The sequence below is a fragment of the Streptomyces sp. TLI_171 genome, assembly GCF_003610255.1.
In the GTDB taxonomy this organism is placed as follows: Bacteria; Actinomycetota; Actinomycetes; order Streptomycetales; family Streptomycetaceae; genus Kitasatospora.
The window spans coordinates 5,042,052-5,060,957 of sequence record NZ_RAPS01000001.1 but is presented as its reverse complement, the minus strand read 5'-3'; the positions used below and the strand labels follow the sequence as shown (position 1 = coordinate 5,060,957).

Annotated in this window: 15 protein-coding genes and 1 pseudogene; all 16 read right to left on the bottom strand. The window is 73.6% G+C overall.

The features are described from left to right. Positions 1 to 115: 115 nt before the first annotated feature. Positions 116 to 445, bottom strand: coding sequence for a DUF6059 family protein (locus BX266_RS38795; protein ID WP_180290577.1), 330 nt, complete (start codon positions 443 to 445; stop codon positions 116 to 118). 104 nt (positions 446 to 549) lie between these two features. Continuing rightward, entirely contained in the window at positions 550 to 3,582 is a 3,033-nt protein-coding gene (locus BX266_RS23025; protein ID WP_259464811.1) for a helix-turn-helix transcriptional regulator, read from the bottom strand. A 77-nt stretch (positions 3,583 to 3,659) separates the two neighbouring features. Next, entirely contained in the window at positions 3,660 to 3,914 is a 255-nt protein-coding gene (locus BX266_RS23020) for a hypothetical protein (RefSeq protein ID WP_259464810.1), read from the bottom strand. A 201-nt stretch (positions 3,915 to 4,115) separates the two neighbouring features. Continuing rightward, a complete protein-coding gene (gene gatB / locus BX266_RS23015) occupies positions 4,116 to 5,609 on the bottom strand; it encodes an Asp-tRNA(Asn)/Glu-tRNA(Gln) amidotransferase subunit GatB (protein ID WP_399171309.1) in 1,494 nt (497 codons plus the stop codon). Between the two features lie 35 nt (positions 5,610 to 5,644). After that, positions 5,645 to 5,884 (bottom strand): hypothetical protein, encoded by a 240-nt coding sequence (locus BX266_RS23010; protein ID WP_099902689.1) that lies wholly within the window; start codon positions 5,882 to 5,884, stop codon positions 5,645 to 5,647. After that, a complete protein-coding gene (gatA, locus tag BX266_RS23005) occupies positions 5,881 to 7,374 on the bottom strand; it encodes an Asp-tRNA(Asn)/Glu-tRNA(Gln) amidotransferase subunit GatA (protein ID WP_099902687.1) in 1,494 nt (497 codons plus the stop codon). The genes BX266_RS23010 and gatA overlap by 4 nt, the downstream gene beginning before the upstream one ends. Positions 7,375 to 7,379: 5 nt before the next feature. Next, a complete protein-coding gene (gatC, locus tag BX266_RS23000) occupies positions 7,380 to 7,676 on the bottom strand; it encodes an Asp-tRNA(Asn)/Glu-tRNA(Gln) amidotransferase subunit GatC (protein WP_030460841.1) in 297 nt (98 codons plus the stop codon). Between the two features lie 77 nt (positions 7,677 to 7,753). Next, positions 7,754 to 9,393, bottom strand: a pseudogene (locus BX266_RS22995) (putative bifunctional diguanylate cyclase/phosphodiesterase); the annotation flags it as partial. 364 nt (positions 9,394 to 9,757) lie between these two features. Further along, positions 9,758 to 12,106, bottom strand: a complete 2,349-nt coding sequence (gene ligA, locus BX266_RS22990; RefSeq protein ID WP_259464809.1) for an NAD-dependent DNA ligase LigA — start codon at positions 12,104 to 12,106, stop codon at positions 9,758 to 9,760. Then, positions 12,103 to 13,056: a methionine synthase gene (locus BX266_RS22985; RefSeq protein WP_399171308.1), complete on the bottom strand. Its 954-nt coding sequence runs from the start codon at positions 13,054 to 13,056 to the stop codon at positions 12,103 to 12,105. The genes ligA and BX266_RS22985 overlap by 4 nt, the downstream gene beginning before the upstream one ends. Positions 13,057 to 13,172: 116 nt before the next feature. Further along, positions 13,173 to 13,862 (bottom strand): SDR family oxidoreductase, encoded by a 690-nt coding sequence (locus tag BX266_RS22980; protein WP_099902681.1) that lies wholly within the window; start codon positions 13,860 to 13,862, stop codon positions 13,173 to 13,175. Between the two features lie 10 nt (positions 13,863 to 13,872). Beyond that, positions 13,873 to 14,406 carry a TIGR00730 family Rossman fold protein gene (locus BX266_RS22975; RefSeq protein ID WP_099902679.1) on the bottom strand — a complete coding sequence of 178 codons (534 nt, stop codon included), beginning with the start codon at positions 14,404 to 14,406 and terminating at the stop codon, positions 13,873 to 13,875. A 72-nt stretch (positions 14,407 to 14,478) separates the two neighbouring features. Then, the gene (gene mnmA, locus BX266_RS22970) at positions 14,479 to 15,612 is read right to left on the bottom strand and encodes a tRNA 2-thiouridine(34) synthase MnmA (protein WP_099902677.1); all 1,134 of its coding nucleotides are present in this window, start codon (positions 15,610 to 15,612) and stop codon (positions 14,479 to 14,481) included. Positions 15,613 to 15,653: 41 nt separating this feature from the next. Then, positions 15,654 to 17,060 carry an MFS transporter gene (locus BX266_RS22965; RefSeq protein WP_099902675.1) on the bottom strand — a complete coding sequence of 469 codons (1,407 nt, stop codon included), beginning with the start codon at positions 17,058 to 17,060 and terminating at the stop codon, positions 15,654 to 15,656. Between the two features lie 105 nt (positions 17,061 to 17,165). Next, complete coding sequence (locus BX266_RS22960; RefSeq protein WP_099902673.1) at positions 17,166 to 17,657, bottom strand: MarR family winged helix-turn-helix transcriptional regulator; 492 nt, start codon at positions 17,655 to 17,657, stop codon at positions 17,166 to 17,168. A 46-nt stretch (positions 17,658 to 17,703) separates the two neighbouring features. Then, entirely contained in the window at positions 17,704 to 18,885 is a 1,182-nt protein-coding gene (locus BX266_RS22955; protein ID WP_099902671.1) for a cysteine desulfurase family protein, read from the bottom strand. Positions 18,886 to 18,906: the final 21 nt, after the last annotated feature.

Here is an 18,906-nt window from a genome sequence, read left to right as displayed (position 1 = left end):
GGAGTTCGTGCCGGGCTCCGACCAGTCTCCGGCTGGCCGCTCAACCGCCTCTTGAAGCCTGCTCTCCTCCTGCTCGGCCAGGTGTTCGGCCGCGACGGGGGTCTCCTCCGGGTGCTCATCGTCGGGTTCCCCGCCGGTTGCCGCCGGGCACGAGGCGGTCCAGGTGCGCCAGTTGTGCCCGGAGCTCCAGCTCCAGATCGCTCAGCGGCACCTCGGGGATCAGCTGTTCGGGGTGGCCGGGGCCGGGTGGGACGAGGGTGATCGGCGGGATCAGCGGCCAGGGCGCGGCGCCGTCGCCGTGCAGCAGCACCTCCTCGCGGTACAGCTCCAGGTAGAGCTGCACCCCGCCGTAGACCTGCATGCCGCCGAGCAGCGCCAGTGCCCAGACCAGCCGCCTCCCCACCGTCCTGAGCAGCGGCCATGTCGAACGGGTCGAACCGGACATACGCACCTCCTTCGTCTCCGGCGCATGTCGGAGGGCAGGATGAGTGCGCGCACTGGAGCCCGGCTCGAACCGGGAACGGGCCGCGCTCGCGGCCCGACGGACCGTCAGGAACCGGCCACGGCCGGGCGCTCCTCGTCGAACAGCCGCAGCCGGTGGGCCAGCGCGGCGGCCTCGCCGCGGCCGCCGACGGCCAACTTGGCCAGGATGTTCGAGACGTGGACGCTCGCGGTCTTCGGCGAGATGAACAGCTGCTCGGCGATCTGCCGGTTGGTCCGGCCCAGCGTCAGCAGGCGGAGCACGTCCCGCTCGCGCGGGGTGAGGCCGAGGCCGTCGGCGTCGCCGCCCTGGCGGCCGGAGCCCTCGCGGGCCAGGCCGAGCCGTTCGGCGAGCAGCTCGGCGTCCTGACGGGTCGGCAGGTCGCCCCGGGCGCGGGCCAGTTCGGCGGCCTCCCGGAGCAGCCCGGCGGCCTCCTCGCGGGCGCCCGCCGCGGCCTGCTCCTCGCCGGCCCGCAGCAGCGCCAGGGCGAGCGGCCCGGGCAGCGCGGCGGCCCGCAGCTCGGTCAGCGCCCGCTCCCGGTGCCCGGCGGCCGGGCGGCCGTCGGCGTGGGCGAGCTCGCCGGCGATCAGCGCGGCCCACCCGCGGTCCAGGGCGCAGCGCGGGGTGAGCCCGGCGGCGACCCGGGCGATCCGGGCCAGGACGGCCGCGCCCTCGGGGGTGCGGGGGTGCTGGTCCGCCTCGGCGACGGCCGCGTGGCCGAGCAGCGGGAACAGGTGCCCGTCCTGACCGGCCGGTGCGGTGACGTCGAGGGCCGCCGCGAGCCGTTCCCGGGCCTGGTCGGGGCGGCCCCGGCGGGCGGCCAGCCGGACGCCGAGGGCGGCGGTGGGCAGCACGTGCTGCGGCTGGCCGCCGTCGCCGCCGCTGGCCTGGGCGGCCGACCAGTGCGCCTCGGCCTCGGCGATCTCGCCGCGCAGCAGGGCGAGTTCGCCGCGCAGCCGGTCCATGAACTCGCCGTGGGTGTCGGAGTCCGGCTTGTCGTTCCACTCGGCGAGGACGGCGGCGGCCTCGGTGGTGCGGCCGGCGGCGAGCAGCGCCTCGGTGAGGTTGCCGGTGAGGATCGGGCCGGAGTTGAGCAGCAGGCCGCTGCGGCGGGCGGCCTCCAGTCCCTCCCGGGCGGCGTCGGCGGCCTCCTCGGCGCGGCCGAACGCCAGCAGCAGGCTGGACAGGTTGTTCAGGCCGCGGGTGTGCACGTCGTCGTTGCCCAGCGGCCGGGCCCGCTCCACCGCCTCCGACAGCAGGGTGACGGCCCGTTCGGGGTCGCCGAAGTCGCCGAGCAGCCCGGCGAGGGTGATCTCGGCGTGCACCTGCACGGACGGCGCGTCGACCTGCCGGGCGATGCAGACCGCGCGTTCGGCGGTGGCCACCACCTCGGGGCCGGGGCTGCGCAGCATGCCGTGCGCGGCCTCCAGGGCGAGCGCCTCGGCCTGCACCACGGACGGGCCGAGGTCGCGCACCAGCCGGTGCGCGTACTGGATCTCCTCGATCGCGCCGTTGCGCTTGAGGTGGCCGAGCATCCGGGCGCGCTGCAGCCGGAACCAGGCGGCCCGGGCCGGGTTGCGGGCCTCGTCGACCAGCGCGAGGGCGCGCCGGGCCAGCGACTGGCCGCGGTCGCGGTCCCCGGCCCGGCGGGCCGCGACCACCGCCTCGGCCAGCACGTCGACCAGCCGGAGCCGGTCGCAGGCGTCGTGGTCGCCCTCGTCGCAGGCGCACGGCGGGTAGGTGTCGGCCCAGTCGTAGGGGCGCAGCGTGGTGGCCAGGGTCTCCTCGGAGACGGTGTCCCACAGTTCCAGGGCCCGCTCCAGCATCTTCAGCTGCTCGGCGAAGGCGTTGCGGCGCCGGGCGGCGCGGGCCGCGTCCAGCGCCGCGGGCAGGGCCCGGGCGGGGTGGTGCGCGTGGTACCAGTAGTCGGCCAGCCGGGCCGGGCGCAGTTCGGCGCCGACCAGCTCCGGGTCGGCCTCCAGCACGGTGGCGAACTGCAGGTTGATCCGGTGCCGCTCGCCGGGCAGCAGGTCGTCGGAGACCGCCTCGCGGACCAGCGCGTGCCGGAACCGGTAGCCCTCGCCGTCGGTGTCGGGCCGCAGGATGTTCGCGCCGACGGCGGTGCGCAGCGCGGTGATCAGCGCGTCCTCGCCGGGCACCGCGCCGCTCTCGGCGGCGACCGCGGCGAGCAGGCCGTGCTCGATCCGGGAGCCGCCCTCGGCAGCGATCCTGACGATCCGTTGGGTGTCGTCGGGCAGCGCCTCGACCCGCACCAGCAGGATGTCCCGCAGCGATTCGGTGAGGCCGGCCAGGCAGCCGGAGCGGTGCGCGGTGGCGAGTTCCTCGACGAAGAACGGGTTGCCCTCGGAGCGGCGGTGGATCCGGTCGACCAGGTCCCGGTGCAGCGTCTCGGTGCCCAGGATGCCCGCCAGTTGGGCCGCCACCTCGGGCCGGTCGAGCCGCTCCAGCTCCAGCCGCTGCACGGTGCGCAGCCGCTCCAGCTCGGCCAGGAAGGGCCGCAGCGGGTGCCGGCGGTGCAGGTCGTCGGTGCGGTAGGTGGCGACGATCAGCACCCGGGAGCCGTGCAGGGTGCGGATCAGGTAGGCCAGCAGTTCCCGGGTGGAGCGGTCCGACCAGTGCAGGTCCTCGACCACCAGCACCAGCGTCCGCTCGGCGGTCAGCCGCTCGAACAGCCGGGCGGTGTGCTCGAACAGCCGGGCCCGGCCGTACTCGTCGTTGGACTCCCCGTCCGCCTCGCCGAAGTCCGGCAGCAGGCGGGCCAGATGGCCTTCCAGTCCGGCCGCCGCCCGCTCCAGCTCCGGCCCCAGCCGCCGGTGCAGCCGGCGCAGCGCCCCCGCCAACGGGCCGTACGGCAGGCCCTCCGCGCCGACCTCCAGACACGCGCCGAGGGCGGTGACCGCACCGCCCTCGTCCGCCTGCTGCAGGAACTCCTCGACCAGTCTGGTCTTGCCGACGCCCGCCTCGCCGCCGATCAGCACGGCGTGCGGCTCCCCCGCGGCCGCACGCCGCAGCGCGGCTCCGAGCGCGTCGGTCTCCCGACCCCGTCCGACGAACACCGGGCTGACCGTTGACTGCTCCATGCCGGTGAGCATCCCACAGACCTCGAACACAGCCGAACGGTTATCCCGGCGCCCGGTCGGGACGGGCCGCCCGACCATCAGGCACAGCCGGCGGCGGCACCCGAACGGGCGCCCGCGGTGCCGGACTTGGCGACCCGCGGCGACGCCTCCCGGCGCACCGCCCGGGCCACTCGCCCGAGCAGCCCGACGGACCCGTGCGCGGCCACGGCCTCGCGGGCGAGGCGCTCGGCGGCGGCCCGGCCGTGCAGTTCGCGTTCCCGGCCCTTGAAGATCTCGTACTCGTACATGTTCTGCTTCCCCTCGTTGCGTCCTGCGTCCAGCTTCCGCTCCAAGGGGGGTCCGTCACATCGGTCACCCTCCTCATCCTGGGGCCCGCCCGGCCGGGGAAACACGAGTGCCCGCCCCCTTACGGGGACGGGCACGTCGGGAATTCGCCTAAGGACCCCCCGCGAACCGCCGACGGCGGCCTAAGGGGGCCTCAGACCGGCCGGTCCGGCCTCAGGCCAGCTTCTCCAGGCTGTGCTCGATGATCCTTACGCGGCAAGCCGCTCCAGGATGAGGTCCTTGACCCGCGCCGCGTCGGCCTGCCCGCGGGTGGTCTTCATGACCGCGCCGACCAGCGCGCCGACCGCCTGCACCTTGCCGTCGCGGATCTTCGCCGCCACGTCCGGGTTGTCGGCGATCGCCTGGTCGACGGCCGCGCCGAGCGCCGAGTCGTCGGAGACCACGGCCAGGCCGCGCTTCTCCACCACCTCGTCCGGCTCGCCCTCGCCCGCGAGGACGCCCTCGATGACCTGGCGGGCCAGCTTGTCGTTCAGCTTGCCCTCGGCGACCAGCGCGCACACCCGGGCCACCTGGGCCGGGGTGATCGGCTGCTCGGACAGCTCGGTGCCGGTCTCGTTGGCGCGCCGCGCCAGCTCGCCCATCCACCACTTGCGGGCCTGGTCGGCGGGGGCGCCGGCCGCGATGGTCTCCGAGATCGGCTCCACCGCACCGGCGTTGAGCACCGACTGCATGTCCTTGTCGGTCAGGCCCCACTCGGCCTGCAGCCGGGCCCGGCGCACCCGCGGCAGCTCCGGCAGACCCTGCCGCAGCTCCTCGACCCACTCCCGGGCCGGGGCGACCGGCACCAGGTCGGGCTCCGGGAAGTACCGGTAGTCCTCGGCGTTGTCCTTGATCCGGCCGGCCGTGGTGGAGCCGTCCTCCTCGTGGAAGTGCCGGGTCTCCTGGACGATCGTCCCGCCGTCGGCGAGGACGGTGGCGTGCCGCTGGATCTCGAACCGGGCGGCCCGCTCCACGCTGCGCAGCGAGTTGACGTTCTTGGTCTCGCTGCGGGTGCCGAACGTCGAGGTGCCGTTGGGGCGAAGCGACAGGTTGACGTCGCAGCGCATCTGGCCCTTGTCCATCCGGGCCTCGGAGACGCCCAGCGCCTTGATCAGCTCGCGCAGCTCGGCGACGTACGCCTTCGCCACCTCGGGGGCCCGGTGGCCCGCGCCCTCGATCGGCTTGGTGACGATCTCGATCAGCGGGATGCCGGCCCGGTTGTAGTCCAGCAGCGAGTACTCCGCGCCGTGGATGCGGCCGGTTGCGCCGCCGACGTGGGTGGACTTGCCGGTGTCCTCCTCCATGTGGGCGCGCTCGATCTCCACCCGGAAGACCTCGCCGTCCTCCAGCTGCACGTCGAGGTAGCCGTTGAAGGCGATCGGCTCGTCGTACTGGCTGGTCTGGAAGTTCTTCGGCATGTCCGGGTAGAAGTAGTTCTTCCGGGCGAACCGGCACCACTCCGCGATCTCGCAGTTCAGCGCGAGACCGATCCGGATCGCCGACTCCACCCCGACCGCGTTGACCACCGGCAGCGAACCCGGCAGCCCCAGACAGGTCGGACAGGTCTGCGAGTTCGGCTCCGCACCGAGTTCGGTGGAGCAGCCGCAGAACATCTTGGTCTTGGTACCCAGCTCGACGTGGACCTCAAGGCCCATCACCGGGTCGTACGAGGCGAGAGCCTCCTCGTAGGAGACCAGGCTCATGACGCTCACAGCGTCCCTTCTTCAGTCATGGAGGTTCAGCCGAACAGGACGTCGTCGTCGCCGAGCCGCTTGAGCTCGCGGACGAGGAGCGCGGTGCCGGTGATCAGGGCGGCGGCGCCGACCAGGGCGTTGATCAGCTTGAGGGTGTCGTTGTCCTCGCGGGCGTGGCGGACGTCCTTGGCGATGGAGATCGCGCCGAACGCGCTGGTGCCGATGGACAGCCACAGGCCGGGCTTCGAGTGCTTCCAGCCCTTGGCCTTCTCGATCTTGCTCATAGTGCCGGTGCCTCCTCCAGCAGGGTGTGACCCCACTTGTCGTTGAGCGCGGCCTCGACGGTCCCGCCCACGCGGTACAGGCGGTCGTCCGCCATCGCGGGGGCGATGATCTGCAGGCCGACCGGGAGATTGTCCTCCGGGGCGAGCCCGCAGGGCAGCGACATGGCCGCGTTGCCCGCCAGGTTCGAGGGAATGGTGCACAGGTCGGCCAGGTACATCGCCATCGGGTCGTCGGCGCGCTCGCCGATCGGGAAGGCGGTGGTCGGGGTGGTCGGGGAGACCAGCACGTCCACGCCCGCGAAGGCGGCGTCGAAGTCCCGGGAGATCAGCGTCCGGACCTTCTGCGCCGAGCCGTAGTAGGCGTCGTAGTAGCCGGAGGACAGCGCGTAGGTGCCGAGGATGATCCGGCGCTTGACCTCGTCGCCGAAGCCGGCCTCCCGGGTCAGCGCGGTGACCTGCTCGGCGGAGCGGGTGCCGTCGTCGCCGACCCGCAGGCCGTAGCGCATCGCGTCGAACCGGGCCAGGTTGGAGGAGGCCTCGGACGGGGCGATCAGGTAGTACGCGGGCAGCGCCAGCGTGAACGACGGGCAGGACACCTCGACGACCTCGGCGCCCAGCTCGCGCAGCAGCTCCACCGCTTCGTTGAAGCGCTGCATCACACCGGCCTGGTAGCCCTCGCCGGCGAACTCCTTGACCACGCCGACCCGCATGCCGCGGATGTCGCGCATCTTGGCGGCCGCGACCACGGCCGGCACCGGCGCGTCGATCGACGTGGAGTCCAGCGGGTCGTGGCCGGCGATCGCCTCGTGCAGCAGCGCCGCGTCCAGCACGGTGCGGGCGCACGGGCCGCCCTGGTCCAGCGAGGACGAGAACGCCACCAGGCCGAACCGGGACACCGAGCCGTAGGTCGGCTTCACGCCCACCGTGCCGGTCACCGCGCCGGGCTGGCGGATCGAGCCGCCGGTGTCGGTGCCGATCGCCAGCGGCGCCTGGAACGCGGCCAGCGCCGCCGCCGAGCCGCCGCCGGAGCCGCCCGGGATCCGGGTCAGGTCCCACGGGTTGCCGGTCGGGCCGTACGCCGAGTTCTCGGTGGAGGAGCCCATCGCGAACTCGTCCATGTTGGTCTTGCCGAGGATGACGACGTCCGCGTCCTTCAGACGCTTCGTCAGGGTGGCGTCGTACGGCGGCACCCAGCCCTCGAGGATCTTCGACCCGCAGGTGGTCGGGATGCCCTTGGTGGTGAAGACGTCCTTCAGCGCGAGCGGCACGCCCGCGAGCGGGCTCAGCTGCTCGCCCTTGGCGCGCTTCTCGTCCACGCCGCGGGCCGCGGCCAGCGCGCCCTCGCCGTCGACGTGCAGGAAGGCGTTGACCTTCTTGTCGACGGCGTTGATCCGGTCCAGGTGGGCCTGGGCGACCTCGACCGCCGAGACCTCGCCCTTGGCGATCGCGGCGGCCGTCTCGGCGGCCGTGTACTTGATCAGCTCGGTCATCTCGGTCAGTCCTCCCCGAGGATCTGCGGCACGCGGAAACGCTGGTCCTCACTCGCCGGGGCGCCGGACAGCGCCTGCTCCGGGGTCAGCGACTGTCGCACCTCGTCCGCCCGCATCACGTTGGTGAGCGGAAGCGGGTGGGAGGTCGGCGGGACGTCCTGCCCCGCGACCTCGGAAACGCGGGCGACCGCGCCGATGATCACGTCGAGCTGCTCGGCGAAGTGGTCCAACTCCTCCGCCTGCAACTCCAGACGCGACAGCCGGGCGAGGTGGGCGACCTCCTCGCGCGTGATGCCAGGCATGCAGCGATCCTCAAGGGTGAGTTCTGGTAGACCGGGCGGCTCTGCGCACACCCGTCCTTTCGGTCTGGAGGCCCATCCTATGGGCAGAACGGACGCGGCCAGGGGCGCGGGGAACCGCGCGGGCCCCCGCAGGGACGGCGAAGTCCGCCCGAGGAGAGCACCACCCTCCCCGGACGGACCTCACGAGCGGCTACCTGGGCAGCGACTCGACCGGCGGGGCCCCGGTGCGTCGGACCAGCAGCCAGGCCGTCGCCTGGTCCGCCGGGAGGGCCGCCGACACCAGCCAGCCCTGCACCGCGTCCACCCCCAGGTCGTGCAGGCGCTCCCAGGTCTCGTCGTCCTCCACGCCCTCGGCGACCACGGTGAGGCCCAGCGAGTGGGCGAGCTCCACGGAGCAGCGGACCACCGCCGCGTCGTGGTCGTCGGCGACCATCCGGGAGACGAAGGACCGGTCGATCTTCAGCTCGCCGACCGGCAGGCTGCGCAGCCGGACCAGCGAGGAGTGCCCGGTGCCGAAGTCGTCGAGGGACATCCGCACGCCGTAGCGCCGCAGCTCGGCGAGGGTGTCGGCGGCGCGCCGGCTGTCGTCGAGCAGCAGCCGCTCGGTGATCTCCAGCTGCAGGGCCTCGGCCGGGACCTGGTGCCGCGTCAGGTGGCCGGCCACCCGGGACGCGAAGCCCGGATTGAGGACGTCGCGCGGCGAGACGTTGACGGCGACGGGCACCATCAGTCCCTGGTGACGCCAGCGGGCGATCTGCCCGACGGCGCTCTCCAGGACGTAGTCGGTGAGCCGGGGCATCAGCCCGGAGGACTCGGCGAGCGAGATGAACTCGTCGGGGGGCACCCGGCCCTGCCCGGGGCGGTCCCAGCGGACCAGGGCCTCCAGGCCGACCACGCTGCCGTCGAAGGCGACCTTGGGCTGGTAGTGGAGCTGCACCTCGTTCATCTCGATGGCGCGCCGCAGGTCGCCGAGCAGACCGATCCGGTACGGCGTGTCGAGGTCGCGGGACTCGTCGTAGAGCTCGACGCCGCTGCGGCTGTGCTGGGCGTGGCCCATCGCCACGTCGGCGCGCCGCAGAAGCGATTCTGCGTCCTGGGCGTGCGTCGGGTAGACGCAGACCCCGGCGCTGGCCTCCAGCACCAGCAGCAGCCCGTCCAGCCGGATCGGGGCGGCCAGTTCGGCGATCAGCGCCTTGGCGACGCGCTCCAGCACCTCGGGGCTGCCGACGCCCGGGAGCAGCACGGCGAACTCGTCGCCGCCCATCCGGGCCACCACCGGGCGCTCGCCGCGGCGGACCGGCGGGGGCAGCGCGGAGCCGTCCTCGCCGTCCTTGGCGTGGCCGGCGCCGGTGCGCAGGGCGCGGTGCAGGCGGCGGGCGATGTGCACCAGCAGGCGGTCGCCCGCGGTGTGGCCGAGGGCGTCGTTGAGCGACCGGAAGCGGTCCAGGTCGAGCAGGATCAGCCCGACGCTGTAGCCGGGCTCCGCCTCGTGCTTGGCCAGCGCTTCCTGAGTGGCGATCAGCAGGGCCTGCCGGTTGGGCAGGTCGGTGAGCGGGTCGGTGAGCTGGTCCCGCGCCCGGTCGCGGGCGATCCGCCAGGCGGCGACCAGCACGGCCAGGGGAACCGCGAACAGCGGCAGCAGTTCGGGTTCGTAGCGGTACACCAGGACGGCCAGCGGGATGAGCGGCGCAGCCCCGGCCAGCAGCACGCCGAGCAGCAGGACCGCCCCTGCCACCCCCTGCGGCGGGCGTGTGGGCGCGCCGCCGGTCGTACGATCCATAAGCCCAGTCCTCCGTCGGGCCCGCCCCCGACGGGGTGGCCTCACGGTGAGGCACCCCTCTCCTCAGAGGTGCCGGTGGACGTCAGACGAGGGCGTGTCCCCGGGGCGCCGGCCGCGAAACCGGTGCCACACACTCCTGCTGACAGTTCGTAGCGCCCAGGGTAAGCCGGTGCCCGCTGTGCGGGCGCACTTTCCGGTCACCTCTGAGCGCAACGTCATATCCGCGCGCTACTCAGTGACACAATGCCCGATTTCGCTCTCGAACACCCGACTGACGCGGCATCAGGACGATAACGACCCGTCAGGAAACCGCCTTCGTCGTCCCTTCTCCGGCAATTTCCGCTGCGTCCGCACTCCCGCCGCCGGCCGGTTCCTTGCCGGCGGCCGGTTCCAGTCCCAGGTGGGCCCGAGCGGCGTCCGAGCCCTGTTCGAGCAGCACGGCGAAACCGGCGTCGTCCAGCACCGGGACACCCAGCTGCACCGCCTTGTCGTACTTGGAGCCCGGGTTGTCGCCGACCACCACGAAGTGGGTCTTCTTCGACACCGAACCGGTGACCTTCGCCCCGCGCGAGGTCAGCGCCTCCTTGGCGCCGTCCCGGGTGTGCCCGGCGAGGGTGCCGGTGACCACCACGGTCAGGCCCTCCAGCGGGCGTTCGCCCTGCTCCTCACCGGCCTCCTCGGTGAAGACCACGCCCGCGGCGCGCCACTTCTCCAGGATCTCCCGGTGCCACTCCTCCGCGTACCACTCCTTGATCGAGCGGGCGATGGTCGGGCCGACCCCCTCGGCGGCGGCCAGCTCGGCCTCGTCGGCGGCGAAGATCCGGTCCAGGTCGCGGAACTCCCGGGCCAGCTCCTGGGCGGCGACCGGGCCGACGTGCCGGATCGACAGGCCGTTCAGGAAGCGCCACAGCGGGCGGTCCTTGGCGGCGGCCAGGTTCTCCAGCAGGACCCCGGTGTTCTTCTTCGGCACGCCGGCCGTGGTGGCGAAGAAGAACACCTCCTTCTCCTTGCCGGTCTTGTCGTCCGGCTTCGGCATGCCGGTCTTCGGGTCGCGCACCAGCACCTTGATCGGCAGCAACTGCTCCTCGGTCAGCGAGAAGATGTCGCCCTCGTCCCGCACCGGCGCCTCGGCGGGCGCCAGCGGCTGGGTGAGCGCGGTGGCCGCGACGTAGCCGAGGCCCTCGATGTCCAGGCACTGGCGGCCGGTCAGGAAGGCGATCCGCTCGCGGATCTGCGCCGGGCAATACCGGGCATTGGGGCAGCGCAGGTCGATGTCGCCCTCGGACATCGGGCGCAGCCCGCTGCCGCACTCCGGGCACTCGGCGGGCATCACGAACTCCCGCTCACTCCCGTCCCGGTCCCCGTAGACCGGGCCGAGGATCTCCGGGATCACGTCGCCGGCCTTGCGAAGCACGATGGTGTCACCGAGCAGCACGTCCTTGGCCTTGACCACCTGCTGGTTGTGCAGGGTGGCGTACTGCACCATCGAGCCGGCCACCTTCACCGGCTCGGCCAGCATCGCGTACGGGGTGGCCCGACCGGTGCGGCCGATGCCGATCTTGATCTCGGCGAGCTTGCCGGTGACCTCCTCCGGCGGGTACTTCCAGGCGATCGCCCAGCGCGGCGACTTGGAGGTCGAGCCGAGCCGGCCCTGCAGGGCGATCTCGTCGACCTTGACCACCACGCCGTCGATCTCGTGCTCGACCGAGTGCCGCTGCTCGCCGAAGTGCTTGATGAACGCCCGCACCTCGTCGAGCGTCCCGACCACCTTGTTGTGCTTGGCGGTGGGCAGGCCCCAGTCGTGCAGCAGCTGGTACGCGTGCGACTGGTTGTCGATGTCGAAGCCGACCCGGGCGCCGATGCCGTGCACCACCATCCGCAACCCGCGAGAAGCGGTGACCAGCGGGTCCTTCTGCCGCAGCGAGCCGGCGGCTGCGTTCCGCGGGTTCATGTACAGCTTGGCCATCGCCAGGAGCCGCTTGTTCGCTGCGGCGCGCTCCACGTTCGCCAGACGGCGGCGCTCATTCTCCTCCGCGATGGACGCGTTCAGCGCATCGAACGCCTCGTTCGAGAGGTACACCTCGCCGCGGATCTCCACCAGCTCCGGCAGGTCCTCGCCCTGCAGCCGGTGCGGGATGCCCTGGATGGTGCGGACGTTGGCGGTGATGTCGTCGCCAACCGTGCCGGTGCCGCGGGTGGCGGCCAGCACGAGGTCACCGCGCTGGTAGGTGAGGTTGACTGCCAAGCCGTCGACCTTCAGCTCGCACAGGTAGTGGTAGTCGATGCCGGACAGCTCGGTGGAGACCCGCTCCGCCCAGGCGGCCAGCTCCTCCTCGTCCATCGCGTTGTCCAGGCTGAGCAGGCGTTCCCGGTGCACCACGGAGGCGAACTGCTCGTTCACCCCGCCGCCGACCTTCTGGCTCGGCGAATCCGGCGTCACCAGCGCCGGGTGCTCGGCCTCCAGCGCCTCCAACTCCCGCATCAGGGCGTCGAACTCACCGTCGCTGATGGTCGGCGCGTCCTGGTCGTAGTACCGGGCGCGGTGCTCCTCGATCTCGGTCGCCAGCTCGGCGTGCCGGGTCCGCACCTCCGCCGGGATCTCCTCCCAGCCCTCCACAGCCGCCACCGCGCCGTCCTCCTCGCTCGTCACTCCGGGTTGTCCACCAGGCTCCGGGCCGCCCGCACCGCCGCGGCCAGTGCCCGCCGCGCGTACGCCGGGGACGCCCCCGCCAGCCCGCACGTCGGCGTCACCACCACCCGGCGGCCCAGCAGCTCGGGCGCCAGCCCCAGCCTGCGCCACAACGTCCTGACACCCTGGACACTACCGGCCGGGTCCGACGATTCCGCGTCAGTGGAGGGCACCACACCGGCGAGGATCAGCGTCCCGCCCTCGACCGCCTCGCCCAGGTCGTCGTCGTCACGCTCCGTCAGAAGACCGAAGTCCAGGCTGATCCCGGCCACGCCGGCCCGGCGCAGCAGCGGGATCGGCACCTCCGGCGCGCAACTGTGCACCAGCACGGGCGCGTCCACGCCCTCGACCACGTCCCGCAGGGCCTGTTCGGCGAGTTGACGGTCGACCGCCCGCAGCCGCTGGAACCCGCTGGCCGTCTTCACCGAGCCGGCCAGGACCGCCGGCAGCAGCGGCTCGTCCAGCTGCAGCACCACGGTCGCGCCCGGGACCCGGCGGCGGACGTCGGCCAGGTGCCGCCGCAGGCCCTCGGTCAGCGAGCCGGCGATGTCCCGGCACGCGCCGGGATCGCTGAGCGCCTTCTCGCCGTACTTCAACTCGATCGACCCGGCCAGCGTCCACGGCCCGACCGCCTGCACCTTCAGCAGGCCGGCGTACCCCTGGGTGTACTCCTCCAGCGCGTCCAGGTCCTCCCCCAGCCAGGACACCGCCCGCTTGGTGTCCCGCCCGGGCCGGTCGGTGAACCGCCACCCGCTCGGCTCCGTCTGCACGAACAGCTCGGTCAGCAGGCCCGCCCCCCGCCCGATCATGTCGGCCCCCGGCCCCCGGCCCGGCAGCTCCGGCAGGAACGGCAGCTGCTCCAGCTCCGCCGTCACCCCCCGGGCCATGTCCCGCACATCCCCCCCGGGCATCGACCCCACCCCGGTCGCCGCCCCGGCCAGCTCCGCGAAAACGTCCACGTCAGTCACACGGCAGAGCGTACGCAACGGCCGGCCCGGCGAAGCGCGCGCAGCCCCGGAGGCGGCCCTCACCGCCCGGGGCGGACGGTGATCTCGGTGATCTCGGCGTCGCGCGGGAGGTCGAGCGCGGTGAGCACCGCGGTGGCCACCGACTCGGGGGCGATCCAGCGCGACGGGTCGTACTCCTTGCCCTCCTGCTGGTGCACCTTCAGCTGCATCGGTGTGGCCGTCCGCCCGGGGTACACCGTGGTGACCCGGACGCCGTTGCCGTGCTCCTCCTGGCGGAGCGCGTCCGCCAGCGCCCGCACCGCGAACTTGCTGGCCGCGTACGAGCCCCAGGTCGGGTCGGCGCGCAGCCCGGCCCCGGAGTTGACGAAGACGACGTGCCCGCGGGCCAGCCGCAGCGAGGGCAGCAGCAGGCGGGTGAGCTCGGCGGGCGCGATCGTGTTGACGTTCAGCTGCTGCTGCCAGGCCTTGACGGGGGTCTCCCCGATCTCGCCGAGCTCGACCACGCCGGCGATGTGCAGCAGCGAGTCGAGTTCCACCGGGAGGGCCTGGTGCCCGAACGCCCAGGACAGCTTGGCGGGGTCGTCGAGGTCTCCGACCAGCGTCTTCGCGGCGGGGTGGCGCTCGCGCAGCTGCGCGGCGCGGCGCGCGTCGCGGGCCAGCAGCCACAGTTCCTCACCGCGTTCGGCGAGCCGTTCGGTGACGGCGGCGCCGATGCCGGAGCCCGCTCCGGTGATCAGGTGGACACCCATGGCTGTTTCCTCAGATCCGGTCGGCGGTCAGGTGGGCGAGGGCCTCGGCGGGGGTCTGCGCGAAGGCCACCAGCTCGGCCAGCGGGCGCGGCAGGAAGCCCTCGGCGTCCATCCGTTCGAGCTGCAGGCGCAGGCCCTGGTAGAAGCCCTCGGTGTCGAGCAGGACGACCGGCTTGTCGTGGTGGCCGTGCTTCTTCAGCTCCAGCACCTCGGTGACCTCGTCGAGCGTGCCGAGCCCGCCGACCAGCACCACCAGCGCGTCGCCGCGCGCCAGCAGTTCGGCCTTCCGGACGGCCAGGTCGGGCGTCGTCACCAGCTCGTCCGCGCCCTCGTACGACTTGTGCCGCAGGAACTCCACCGAGACCCCGACCAGCCGGCCGCCGGCTTCCTTCACGCCGTCCGCGAGCTGCCCCATCAGCCCGGCGTGCGAGCCGCCCCACACCAGCGTGTGGCCCGCCTCGCCGAGCAGCCGGGCGAACTCCGCCGCCGGGGCGGTGTACTTGGCGTCGAGCAGGTTCGCGGAGCAGAAGACCGTGATGTTCATAGTGCTCCAGTCCTATCACCGCCCCGCTCGCCCGGGCCAACGCCTTTCGGGCCCCCGCGCCGCCGGCCCCGGCTAGACCGCGACGGCCCGTTCGGTGCTCGCGATGGTCGCGGAGCCGACCACCCGGGTGCCGTCGTAGAGGACCACGGCCTGGCCGGGGGCGATGCCGCGGGCGGGGGTGTCGAGGCGGACGTGCAGCTGGTCGTCCGTCAGGACGGCGGTCACCGGGACCTCTTCGCCGTGGGCGCGGAGCTGGGCGGTGTAGCGGCCCTCGCCGACGGCGGGGGTGCCGCACCAGCGGGGGCGGATGGCGGTGAGGGCGTGCACGTCGAGCGCGTCCACGGGGCCGACGGTCACGGTGTTGTCGACCGGGGAGATGTCGAGGACGTAGCGGGGCTTGCCGTCGGCGGCGGGGCGGCCGAGCCGCAGGCCCTTGCGCTGGCCGATGGTGAAGCCGTAGGCGCCGTCGTGCTCGCCGAGCTTGGTGCCGTCGGCGTCGAGGATGTCGCCGGTGGCGGTGCCGAGGCGTTCGGCCAGGAAGCCCTGGGTGTCGCCGTCGGTGATGAAGCAGATGTCGTGGCTGTCGGGCTTCTTGGCGACGGCCAGGCCGCGCCGGTCGGCCTCCTCGCGGATGACGTCCTTGGTGGTGTCGCCGAGCGGGAACAGCGAGTGGGCGAGCTGCTCGGTGTCGAGGACGCCGAGCACGTAGGACTGGTCCTTGGCGGCGTCGACGGCGCGGTGCAGTTCGCGGGTGCCGTCGGGGTGGTCGACGATCCGGGCGTAGTGGCCGGTGCAGACGGCGTCGAAGCCGAGCGCGATCGCCTTGTCGAGCAGGGCCGCGAACTTGATCTTCTCGTTGCAGCGCAGGCACGGGTTGGGGGTGCGCCCGGCGGCGTACTCGGCGACGAAGTCCTCGATGACGTCCTCGCGGAAGCGCTCGGCGAGGTCCCAGACGTAGAACGGGATGCCGATCACGTCGGCGGCCCGGCGGGCGTCCCGGGAGTCCTCCAGGGTGCAGCAGCCGCGGGCGCCGGTGCGGAAGGACTGCGGGTTGCTGGCGAGGGCCAGGTGCACGCCCGTCACTTCGTGCCCGGCCTCGACGGCGCGGGCGGCGGCGACGGCGGAGTCGACGCCGCCGGACATCGCGGCGAGCACGCGCAGACGGCCGGTGGACGGGGTGGTCGGGGCGCCGGGGAAGTCAGTCATGGTGCCTCCAGCGTAACGGGGTCCGACCACCGGCCCGACGGTCAGTTGTGCACCAGGACGGGCTGCTCGGCCTCGGCGGGGGCGGCGGGGCGGTGCCGGGGCAGCGCGAGGGCCAGCAGCAGGGCGGTGAGCAGCAGGGCGGCGCCGGTGCCGAAGGCCAGGTGGTAGCCGCCGACGCCGCTCCCGGACCCGGCCAGCGCGGTCAGGACGGCGACCCCGAGCGCCGCGCCGACCTGCTGGGTGGTGTTGAGCAGGCCGGAGAGCAGCCCGGCGTCCTCGGGGCGGGCGTCGGCCATGCCGAGGGCGGTGAGCGCGGTGATGGCGAGTCCGAACCCGGCGGCGCTGAGCATGGTGGGAAGGACGTCGACGGCGTAGTCCAGGTGTCCGGCGGGGAGCCGGGTCAGCAGGGCGATGCCGACGGTGAGCAGGGCGAGGCCGAGCAGCAGGGTGCGGCGTTCGCCGAGCCGGGCGATGGTCCGGGCGGCGAGCAGCAGCGAGACGGTGGCGATGGTGAGGGCGGCGGGCAGCATGGCCAGTCCGGTGGCGAGGGCGCCGTAGTGCTGGATCTGCTGCAGGTACAGCGCCAGCAGGATCTGGAACCCGAACAGGGCGGCCACCATGAGGAGTTGGATCAGGTTGGCGAGTGCGGTGGTGCGCCGGGCGAGCACCCGCAGCGGCAGCAGCGGGGTGGCGGTGCGGGTCTGCCGGAGCAGGAAGGCGGCGAGCAGGGCGAGCGCGACGGCGGCGCCGGTGAGGGTGCGGGCGGAGGTCCAGCCGGCCGCGCCGCCCTCGACGATGGTGTAGACGCCGAGCATCAGGCCGCCGGTGACCAGCACCGCGCCGGGGGCGTCGGCGCCGGCCTTCAGGCCGGGGCCGCGGTCGTCGGCGAGCAGCCGCCGGCCGGCCAGCAGTGCGGCGGCGCCGATCGGCAGGTTGATGAAGAAGATCCAGTGCCAGCCGAGGCCCTCGGTGAGGATGCCCCCGAGCACCTGGCCGATGGAGGCGCCGGCCGCGCCGGTGAAGCTGACCGCCCCGAACGCCTTGGCGCGTTCGGCGGGTTCGGGGAACAGCGCGACCACCATGCCGAGGCCGACGGCGGAGGCCATCGCCCCGCCGGCGCCTTGCAGGAAGCGGGCGGCGATCAGCGTCGCGGGGCTCCCGGCCAGGCCGCACAGCACGGAGGCGAGGGTGAAGGCGGCGATTCCGGCGAGGTAGATCCGGCGGCGGCCGAGCAGGTCGCCGAGGCGGCCGGCGAGCAGCAGCAGCCCGCCGAAGGCGATCACGTAGGCGTCCACCACCCAGGCCAGGCCGGCCGGGCCGAAGTGCAGTTCGCGCTGGATGGCGGGCAGCGCGACGGTGGTGATGGAGCCGTCCAGGATCACCATCAGCATCCCTGCGCAGACCACCGCGAGGGCCAGCCAGCGGGCGCGCGGCGAGTGTTCGGACATGGGTCTCTCCCTCCCCGGGGGATGCGCGGACGCGCGATCCCGATAAGAGAGACCGTAGCAGATAGTTTTGTAATAGACGATCTAAAGCGGGACGGCCGCGCGCGGTCAGCCCTGCCGGGCCCGGCGCGGCTTCCGCACCACCCCGCCCTCCCCGACCATCGGGAACTCCGCCGCGTGCTGCAGCCGGTCCAGCGCATCCACGAACACCTGCCGCTCCCCGGGCGACAGCTCGCCGAGCGCCTCCCCGTGCACCCGGTCCACGATCACCTCGCCGCGGCGCACCAGCTCCGCGCCGGCCGGGGTGACCTGGATGACCTTCACCCGCCGGTCGGTGGCCGAGGGGCGGCGCACGGCCAGGCCGTCGCGCTCCAGCTCGTCGGCGGTGACCACCATGGTGGTCTTGTCCAGGCCGGCGATCGCGGCCAGCTGCGACTGGGTGCGCTCGGCCTCCAGGGCGTGCAGCAGCACGCAGTGCTTGCGCGGGGAGCTGTCGATCTCGGCCAGCGCCAGCGACAGCCGGGTGTTCATGGCGTGGCCGGCCTGCACCAGCAGCCCGGTGAGGTCACGGACGGTGCGCTCGGGAAGGGGTGCGTTCATGCCCCCAGAATACGTCCGGGAGCAGATGGTTCCGCCAGGGACGGAATCAGCGCGTGGCGCGCACCAGCCCGGCCCGTCGGGCCCGCTCCACCGCGCCGGGCAGCGCGGCGGCCAGCGCCGCGACGTCGGCGCCGGTGGAGGTGTGGCCGAGCGAGAAGCGCAGCGAGGCGCGGGCGAGCTCGGGGTCGACGCCCATCGTCAGCAGCACGTGGCTGGGCTGCGGGACGCCCGCCGAGCAGGCCGAGCCGGTCGAGCACTCCACGCCGGCCGCGTCCAGCAGCATCAGCAGCGCGTCGCCCTCGCAGCCGGGGAACGAGAAGTGCGCGTTGGCGGGCAGCCGCCCGGCGGCGGACGGGTCCCCGTTCAGGACGGCCTCGGGCGCGGCCGCGCGCACCACCGCGACCAGCTCGTCCCGGAGCGCGCCGACCTGGGCCGCGTACGTCGGGCGGCGCTCCACGGCGAGCGCGGCGGCCACCGCGAAGCCCGCCGAGCCGGGCACGTCGAGCGTGCCGGAGCGGACGTCGCGCTCCTGCCCGCCGCCGTGCAGCAGCGGGACGGGCGCGGCGGAGCGGGCCAGCAGCAGCGCGCCGACGCCGTAGGGGCCGCCGACCTTGTGGCCGGTGACGGTCAGCGCGGTCAGCCCGGAGTCGGCGAAGGAGACCGGGACCTGGCCCAGCGCCTGCACCGCGTCGGAGTGCATCGGAATGCCGAACTCGCTCGCCACGGCGGCGAGTTCGCGGATCGGCTGGAGGGTGCCGACCTCGTTGTTGGCCCACATCACGGTGACCAGGGCGACCGTCTCCGGGGCCCGCTCGATCGCCTCGCGCAGCGCCTCCGGGTGGATCCGGCCGAGCGCGTCGACCGGCAGGTACTCGACCTCGGCGCCCTCGTGCTCGGCCAGCCAGTGCACCGCGTCCAGCACCGCGTGGTGCTCGATCGGACTGCTCAGCACCCGCCGCCGGGCCGGGTCGGCGTCCCGCCGGGACCAGTACAGGCCCTTGACGGCGAGGTTGTCGGACTCGGTGCCGCCCGCGGTCAGCACGATCTCGCTGGGGCGGGCGCCCAGCGACTCGCCGAGCGACTCGCGGGACTCCTCGACCACCCGGCGGGCGCGCCGGCCCGCGGCGTGCAGCGAGGAGGCGTTGCCGACGGCGCCGAACTGCGCCGCCATCGCGGCGATCGCCTCGGGCAGCATCGGGGTCGTGGCGGCGTGATCGAGGTAAGCCATAGCGGGAACCAGTGTAGGCGG

Bases quoted from the DNA above. Each gene is read 5' to 3' on its own strand.
- BX266_RS38795 (WP_180290577.1), bottom strand. From the start codon at position 445: ATGTCCGGTTCGACCCGTTCGACATGGCCGCTGCTCAGGACGGTGGGG.
- BX266_RS23025 (WP_259464811.1), bottom strand. From the start codon at position 3,582: ATGGAGCAGTCAACGGTCAGCCCGGTGTTCGTCGGACGGGGTCGGGAG.
- gatB (WP_399171309.1), bottom strand. From the start codon at position 5,609: ATGAGCCTGGTCTCCTACGAGGAGGCTCTCGCCTCGTACGACCCGGTG.
- BX266_RS23010 (WP_099902689.1), bottom strand. From the start codon at position 5,884: ATGAGCAAGATCGAGAAGGCCAAGGGCTGGAAGCACTCGAAGCCCGGC.
- gatA (WP_099902687.1), bottom strand. From the start codon at position 7,374: ATGACCGAGCTGATCAAGTACACGGCCGCCGAGACGGCCGCCGCGATC.
- gatC (WP_030460841.1), bottom strand. From the start codon at position 7,676: ATGCCTGGCATCACGCGCGAGGAGGTCGCCCACCTCGCCCGGCTGTCG.
- BX266_RS22985 (WP_399171308.1), bottom strand. From the start codon at position 13,056: ATGCCCGGGGGGGATGTGCGGGACATGGCCCGGGGGGTGACGGCGGAG.
- BX266_RS22980 (WP_099902681.1), bottom strand. From the start codon at position 13,862: ATGGGTGTCCACCTGATCACCGGAGCGGGCTCCGGCATCGGCGCCGCC.
- BX266_RS22975 (WP_099902679.1), bottom strand. From the start codon at position 14,406: ATGAACATCACGGTCTTCTGCTCCGCGAACCTGCTCGACGCCAAGTAC.
- mnmA (WP_099902677.1), bottom strand. From the start codon at position 15,612: ATGACTGACTTCCCCGGCGCCCCGACCACCCCGTCCACCGGCCGTCTG.
- BX266_RS22965 (WP_099902675.1), bottom strand. From the start codon at position 17,060: ATGTCCGAACACTCGCCGCGCGCCCGCTGGCTGGCCCTCGCGGTGGTC.
- BX266_RS22960 (WP_099902673.1), bottom strand. From the start codon at position 17,657: ATGAACGCACCCCTTCCCGAGCGCACCGTCCGTGACCTCACCGGGCTG.
- BX266_RS22955 (WP_099902671.1), bottom strand. From the start codon at position 18,885: ATGGCTTACCTCGATCACGCCGCCACGACCCCGATGCTGCCCGAGGCG.